This is a genomic window from Campylobacter showae CC57C, assembly GCF_000344295.2.
Taxonomy (GTDB): Bacteria; Campylobacterota; Campylobacteria; order Campylobacterales; family Campylobacteraceae; genus Campylobacter_A; species Campylobacter_A showae_B.
In genome coordinates this window covers 1-6,874 of sequence record NZ_AOTD01000111.1, presented here as the reverse complement: position 1 = coordinate 6,874, position 6,874 = coordinate 1, and the positions used below count along the sequence as shown (strand labels likewise).

The following is a 6,874-nucleotide window of genomic DNA, read 5'->3' as shown; positions in this document are numbered from 1 at the left end:
CCCCGCCATTTTTTAAATCTATTAAATTTTACTTAGTGTTGAGGATAGGTATGAAAATTTTACTCTTAGGCGCTAGCGGAAGCCTTGATGGCTACGTTATAGGCGCGCTCTAAGCTCCTACATAGACTCAGCCAAGATTATAGAAAACTAAGCTCTTGACTACACGCTGATACGTCCGCAGTGGTTTAGTTGTGCCAACGAGATAGACTACGAGGTTACGAGCTGGGTAAAAAAGGGAGAAATTTAAAAACGAAAATGCCCAAATTTCAAGGAAATCTATCGCAAATTTGGTCAAAAGATGCCTAACTAGCGGCTTTGGCACAAAAGATAGCCTAGGCATCAACAAAAAAGAAATTTAAAGGAAAAAGATGATTGAACACTTACTGCTATTTTTGGCTTTGCTAGCTATCATTATCGCTTTAGTGATGATCTCAAACAGCCTAAAAGTAGCCTATCCGGTGCTTTTAGTTTTGGGCGGTCTTGCCATTAGTTTTGTGCCAAATTTACCCACCATCAGGATCGATCCAGAGCTTATTTTCATCATATTTTTACCGCCGCTTCTTTACGAGGCCGCATGGGCAAACTCACTAAAAGAGCTCTATAAATGGCGCCGAGTGATCGGAAGTTTTGCATTTATCGTGGTTTTTGTCAGCGCAGCAGCTGTTGCCGTGATAGCAAATTTAGTGATTCCTGGCTTCTCGCTCGCCCTTGGCTTCATGCTTGGCGCCATCGTCTCACCACCAGATGCGGTGAGTACGGCTGCGATCTTTAAATTTGTCAAAGCACCGCGCAGGATCAGCGCTATTTTAGAAGGCGAGAGCCTTTTAAATGACGCATCATCGCTCATCATCTTTCGCTTTGCCGCAGTGGCAGTGACTACTGGGCAGTTTATCTGGTACAAGGCGGCTGCAAGCTTTGTCTGGATGGTGGCTGGCGGTGTTTTGGTCGGTCTTGTGGTGGCATTAGTAGCCTACTTTTTGCATAAGACCTTGCCAACCGATGAGAACAGCGATACGATCATGACGATCACGACGCCTTATGTTATGTATATTTTAGCTGAGGAGCTTGGCGCGAGCGGCGTTTTGGCGGTAGTTTGCGGCGGACTTTACCTCTCGACAAAACGAAACGAAATTTTAACCGCTTCAACAAGGATCCACGCTTTCCCCGTTTGGTACAACCTTATTTTCTTGCTAAACGGCCTTGCCTTTACCATGATCGGCCTTGATCTGCCTGAAATTTTAGCAGGGCTAAAGCGTAGCGGTGTCTCGCTGCTTGAGGCACTATCTTACGGCGTTTTGGTGACTGCCGTGCTCATCGTCATTAGGCTTTTGGCATCATACGGAGCCGTTTATATCACGATATTTATGAAGCGCTTTATCAGCGTGGCGGATGATCGCAATCCAGGCAAAGCGACGCCGTTTATCGTCGGTTGGGCGGGCATGAGGGGCGTAGTCTCGCTAGCTACGCCACTCTTTATCCCCGCCATGGCTGGTAGCGAGCCGTTTCCGCATAGAGATCTCATCTTGTTTATCACCTTTGTCGTTATCTTGCTAACGCTCGTAGTTCAGGGACTAACTCTGCCGCTACTTATAAAAAGTGTCAAATTTCCAGACTTTAACGACCACATGCCAAGCGAGCTTGCAAAGATCAAGATAAAAAAGGCACTTGCCGAGGCTTCGCTTAAATTTCAAAGCGAGAAATTTTGCAATGAGGAGAATTTCTTGTTCCAAAAACTCAAAGAAGTTTGGAATTTCGAGCTTTCAAATGAAAATTTCGAGATCAGCGACGAGGTCAGGCAGACCTATTTTGAGATCCTAAATGAGCAGCGAAAGGCGCTTCGTGAGCTAAACAAAGACCCAAAAATCGACGAAGAGATCATCAGGATCTTTTTGTATCACATCGACCTTGAGGAGCGAAGGTGGCAGGAGCATAGCGAGTACTAAACTTGCTCAAATTTATGAGCAAGTTTAGATAGATGCTTTAAATTTAGGATCTATTTGCCTTATCCCCCCGTACAACCGCCCAGTGCATAAACTCTTGCCCCGGTTTGTATTTGCCGCTATTAAAATACTCCGCCAGCCGCGCCTCCTCAGCTTCGCTTAGCTCGCCGCCAAGCCCCCAGCGCGTCTTTTGGATGAGTTCCTCGGCACTCGAAGCAGGACCCGCATGACACCGAGCTTTTATGTAGTCAAGGCTAGGCAAATAGCCCATTTGAAACAGGATGTTTAAAAGATAGACGAAGTCGGGCTTTTGCTCAACCTTACGCCCTATCGCGCCCAAAACGTCCTCATCTACGAAGCTGCCGCCTACCTTAAACGTGATGTAAAGCGCCTTTTTGGTCTTTGAAAGAAGCTTGCTAAGCGCGGCTTTTAGATCGTCCACCTCAAGGCAGCGCGAGGCGAAAACCACGTCGCACTCAGGTACGTCAGACCAGTCGTCCTCAAAGGCCTTTTGCGCAAATTTTGCGTTTTTTGCGCCGTAAGTTTGAGCGTTCTCGCGGGCAAATTCTAGCATCCTCGGCGAAAAGTCATAGCCGTAAATTTGATCCACCTTTTCCTCCGCCAGCACGCTTAACGCGCCCGCTCCGCACGCAAAATCAAGCAGCGTAGAAACGCCTGTAAAATCGACCTTATCTATAAATTCTTGCGCGTAGACGCTTTTCATCACGCCCTCGTTAAAGCTCGGCGCCTTTTTGTCCCAATGCTCGGCCAGCTTTTTGCCGAATGAGCTTTTTGCCTTTTGCGCCTTATAAAGCGCGTCAAAGTCGATTTCGTCGTAGTTTGAAGGTAAAATCATAATCTATCCTCGTATCTTTCGTAGTTTATGCCGTATATTTTATCGATATTTTCGGCATTTATGAGCTGCTCGCTGCGCCCAAAGGCTAAAATTTCTCCGTCTTTTATAAACAGCGTCAAATTTGAAACGAACTTCGCGTGGCGCGGGTAGTGCGTCGTTTGCACGAAGGTGTAGCCCTCATCTCCCAGCGCCTTTATTATCTCGAGCAGCCTAATTTGATTGCCAAAATCCAGCCCGTTGGTAGGCTCGTCCATAAAGATCACTTTCGCGCCCTGAACCAGCGTGCGTGCGATATAGGCAAGCTGCCGCTGACCTTTGTGTAGGGCGCGTTTTTTAGATGCGCGATACCCATCTTTTCCAGCGCCTGCTCGGCTAGCTTTTTATCCGCCGCGCTAAAGTTGGAAAACAGCGGCGTCCTGCACAGTGCGCCCATCAGAGCGACGTCAAATACGCTGTAGTCATAGGACGGCGCGTGCGTCTGCGGCACGTAGGCGACGAGAGAGGCGAGCTCACGATGCCGATGGGGATCTCAAAGGTAAAGATGAGCCACGAGAAGCTGTCGCAAAAAAGCAGAAATATCGCGCCGATCATCGCCGAGCTAGCTAAAACCGCGCGGTTGTCGGCGCCGAAGATAAAGCGCGCGTAGCCCCCCGTGCTAAAGCCGTATTTGCCAAGCAGCAGCGAGCCTGCGACACAAAGCGCCAGTAGCAGAGCTAAAAACACAAACGCCTTTTTGCTCATTTTTCTTTACTCACTCGGCGCCCCGTCCTAAAATTTTATAAATTTGCTCATCCGTAAGATCTAGATCCAAAAATAGCTTATAAAACTCGCGCGTCTCGCGAACAATGTCAAATTTAAACGCTTCGGGGTAGATTAAATTTATTAGCCACTTTAGCCCCAAAAACCTCATAAACGAAGGCGGGCGGTCAAACCACGAAAAGGGCTCGCGCGGGATATAATAAGCCTTTTTGTTTTCACCGCGCCCAGCAGTTGCCACTTCGGATCGCCGTAAATTTTATCAAACAGCTCTTTTTCGTAGATGAGGATGACGTCGGGGTCGTATTTAACGAGCTGCTCGAAGCTGATCTTTAAGCGCCCGAAGGATTTGGCGTTTGGATCTTCGCTGCATTTATGCACGTTTGCGCACCGGCTCGCTCGATGAGAGTTGCGCGGCGCGCTCCTGCTTGCCCGTCACTTCGCCTAAAATTTCAAACCCGTCCAAGTAGTCCTCAAGCTTCGTCGCGCTTAGATATAGCATCGGTTTTTTGATAGAGCCAAAAACCTCGCTCATCTTTTTGGTGTTGCGCGAGCTTGCGTTTACGAGGATGAGATCGGGATTTAGGCGTAGCAGCATCTCGACGTTTGGAATTTTACCCTGACCGAAAAAGCCGCCTACGACGGGCTGCTCTTGCACATCTTTTTTGACGTAGGGTCGCTCATAGTCGTTCCATTCGAAATTCGTGCCGCTGATTTTAGCAGGATCAAGCGCGTAAAGCATATATAAAAGCGGCGGCGAGCTCGCGTAAATTTTAGAAGGAGTGCCCTGCAGCTGAGCTATGTTTTCGCTGTTTTGGGCGATGTAGTCTTTGATCTGCTCAGGCGTCATCGCAAAGCAAAAGCCCAAAAACGCAAAGAAAAACAAGATAATTTTTTTAAACATTTTTCGCCTTTAAATGATTTTGTAAAGTATAGCTAAAGAAATTTTAAAATAGATTTTATTATATAAATAGAGTTAAAAATTTTGGCGGACCGAGCATTTTTGGAACGATCCGCCTTGCAAATTCTAATTAGAATTTATATCTTAAATTCGTGAAAAACACCCTTCCCTCTTCCGGATAGCCTTCTCTATACTCGTAGTTTTTATCAAACAAATTTGAAATGCCGGCCTCTACGCTTAAATTCTCCGTCGGTTTGTAGGTAAGCTTTACATTTGTCACGCCAAATCCAGCGATTTTGTGATCTATGTGCGTAGTTCTGCCAGTTGGCACTCTAGACCACATACTTGAGCTTAACTCTTGAGAGAGATATAGGCTAAGTTTTGGCATAAATTTATAATCTGCATATAAAAATCCTTTGTGTTTTGGTAGATCATAGACCAGCGCGTCTTTGCCAGCTTCTTTGTATTTTGCGCTCATATAAGTGTAGTTGCCGCCTAGCTCTAATTTTGCGTTGCAAAATAGGCTGCACCAAGCTCAAAGCCTTTATAATAAGCCTTGTCGACGTTTACGTTCATCTCTCTGGTTTGTGCAAATTTAGTAACACTCGTAGTTCCTATGGCATCTTTAACTTTTGAGTAAAATACCGCTGTTTCTAGCCTCAAAAACTCGCCGAAACTCCTTTGATAGCCGATTTCATAGTGATTTGCTACTTCAGGTTTTAGATACGGGTTTGCAAAATTTCGCCCAAACTTCTCGCTATACCTATCTTTCATACTGGCAAAATAGGTCTTTTTGGCATAGCTTAGGCTTAGTTCGTCATTGCCATCAAAACTGTGTTTGATGGCAGCTTGATAGTTAAAGGCATGCTTTTTGCCTACATCAAAAGAGGTTAACTTATAGTTGGCTGGATCTTTAGCTGCGCCTCTGCCTCTGCCTTTATATTGAATATAGTCTTCGGCCTTCACGGCGTCTCTTGTATCGTAACTAGCACCAAAAATCAATTTGGTGAAATCCGTAAATTTATAAGTGTTTTCAAGCGCAAAGCTGTAAGTCTTATCCGAAAATGTTACGGTTGGTTCAGTACCAAACCTGCCAGTGTAGTGTATCTTATATCCTGAGTGTTTATCCTTTTTGTAACTAGTAGCAAATTTAAGCGTATCTTTGTCGCCTATATCGCCGCCAAGCTCCAAGCCAAAGCCGTGCGCTTTATCCTTGTACTTGCTATCTTCAAGATTGCTTATGTCATACATCTCGTTTTTAAACTCATCTGCAAATGCTTTGGTGTTTACATAAAGACTATTTGCAAACTGCGTATGAGAGTGAAAATAAATGCTCTCTCTATCCCATCGTGGCCACTCCCACATGCGATCTTTATTAGAAAAAGCGGTGTATCTACCAGCATACATCGGCTGATCTTTTTCGCCTTTTTGATTTACGTAAGTAACGGCATATTCATCTGTCTCATTTGGAGTGATGCCTACTTTAAAGCTTATTTTTTTATCTCTTTGCACTGAGTTATCGCGTCTGCCGCCGTCTTCGTTGCCGTTTGCGTCGCCTTTAAATTTACGAGACATCTGCTGACCCGCATCCTCCATATAGCTGCCGCCGGCTTGCACGTAAAATAGCTCCTGCTTAGTGCCAATGTTAAAATCAACGTTGTTGCCGTAGGTTTTAGCGTTTTTGCCCGTCTCAAAGCCGTAGCCGACGCTACCTTCAAGCTCTTTTGTAGGTTTTTTGGTGATCAAATTTATCGCTCCGCCCATTGTATTTGGTCCATATAGCACGGAGCTAGAGCCCTTTGAGATGTCTATGCGACTTAGATCAAAGGTCGTAAATCGCCCAAAGTCCGAGTTGCCGTCATAAGGCACGTAAACAGGAATACCATCGATAAATAGCGGCACTCTGCGCGCGTCAAAACCACGCACTTGGATGCTTTGCTCAGCCCTTGGACCCTTTTTATCCACATAGACGCCAGGCGTACTATAAGCAACCTCCGAGAGGCGCTTTATCTCATTCTTTTGCATCTGTTGCTCATCGATGGTCACGACGTTCGTGTCGCTTTTTTGCACGCCGCCGACCTTTTCTACGACTTCGACTTGTCCTAGCGTAAACACTTCGCCGTGTAGCGCCATCGCAGCACAGCAGGCGATCAGACCGATTCTTTTCATTAGTAACTCCTTAGAAATCAAATTTTTATTATATATTTTGTAAAATACGTCTTTAACGAAGTTAATATTATAAAAATATAAAAAGTTAATTTTATTTCACACATAGTTAAATTTGACTTAAAAATCGAGGTTTTTAAAATGAAATTTAAATTTCTACTTTGCATCGACGACACGGATGAGCTTGGCGGCGAAATTTCTATGGGCCTGCTTGCCGAAGAGATCGCTGCATTTGCAGGCTCGTTCGCGCCAGTT

Annotated in this window: 9 protein-coding genes; 1 reads left to right on the top strand and 8 read right to left on the bottom strand. The window is 45.4% G+C overall.

All coding sequences use genetic code 11. The annotated features are described in order from the left end of the window. Positions 1 to 368 precede the first annotated feature (368 nt). Positions 369 to 1,943, top strand: a complete 1,575-nt coding sequence (locus tag H740_RS04195; protein WP_002951655.1) for a Na+/H+ antiporter — start codon at positions 369 to 371, stop codon at positions 1,941 to 1,943. A gap of 43 nt (positions 1,944 to 1,986) precedes the next feature. Here H740_RS04195 and H740_RS04190 read toward each other — a convergent pair whose 3' ends face one another. The 8 genes from H740_RS04190 to H740_RS04170 all read right to left on the bottom strand — a co-directional run bounded on the left by H740_RS04190 (position 1,987) and on the right by H740_RS04170 (position 6,622). Further along, complete coding sequence (locus H740_RS04190) at positions 1,987 to 2,796, bottom strand: class I SAM-dependent methyltransferase (RefSeq protein ID WP_002951654.1); 810 nt, start codon at positions 2,794 to 2,796, stop codon at positions 1,987 to 1,989. Continuing rightward, complete coding sequence (locus H740_RS12130) at positions 2,793 to 3,059, bottom strand: ATP-binding cassette domain-containing protein (protein ID WP_231679313.1); 267 nt, start codon at positions 3,057 to 3,059, stop codon at positions 2,793 to 2,795. The genes H740_RS04190 and H740_RS12130 overlap by 4 nt, the downstream gene beginning before the upstream one ends. Beyond that, the gene (locus H740_RS12125; protein ID WP_231679312.1) at positions 3,056 to 3,229 is read right to left on the bottom strand and encodes a P-loop NTPase family protein; all 174 of its coding nucleotides are present in this window, start codon (positions 3,227 to 3,229) and stop codon (positions 3,056 to 3,058) included. The genes H740_RS12130 and H740_RS12125 overlap by 4 nt, the downstream gene beginning before the upstream one ends. Next, positions 3,229 to 3,519 carry an iron chelate uptake ABC transporter family permease subunit gene (locus H740_RS04180; RefSeq protein WP_231679311.1) on the bottom strand — a complete coding sequence of 97 codons (291 nt, stop codon included), beginning with the start codon at positions 3,517 to 3,519 and terminating at the stop codon, positions 3,229 to 3,231. Before H740_RS04180 ends, H740_RS12125 begins: the two co-directional genes overlap by 1 nt. Positions 3,520 to 3,547: 28 nt before the next feature. Continuing rightward, positions 3,548 to 3,793, bottom strand: a complete 246-nt coding sequence (locus H740_RS12120) for a hypothetical protein (protein WP_231679314.1) — start codon at positions 3,791 to 3,793, stop codon at positions 3,548 to 3,550. Between the two features lie 132 nt (positions 3,794 to 3,925). Further along, positions 3,926 to 4,456 carry an ABC transporter substrate-binding protein gene (locus H740_RS12110; RefSeq protein ID WP_231679309.1) on the bottom strand — a complete coding sequence of 177 codons (531 nt, stop codon included), beginning with the start codon at positions 4,454 to 4,456 and terminating at the stop codon, positions 3,926 to 3,928. A gap of 127 nt (positions 4,457 to 4,583) precedes the next feature. Beyond that, positions 4,584 to 4,931 (bottom strand): TonB-dependent receptor, encoded by a 348-nt coding sequence (locus H740_RS12385; protein WP_269430626.1) that lies wholly within the window; start codon positions 4,929 to 4,931, stop codon positions 4,584 to 4,586. A 23-nt stretch (positions 4,932 to 4,954) separates the two neighbouring features. Further along, complete coding sequence (locus tag H740_RS04170; RefSeq protein WP_269430625.1) at positions 4,955 to 6,622, bottom strand: TonB-dependent receptor plug domain-containing protein; 1,668 nt, start codon at positions 6,620 to 6,622, stop codon at positions 4,955 to 4,957. Positions 6,623 to 6,874 lie beyond the last annotated feature (252 nt).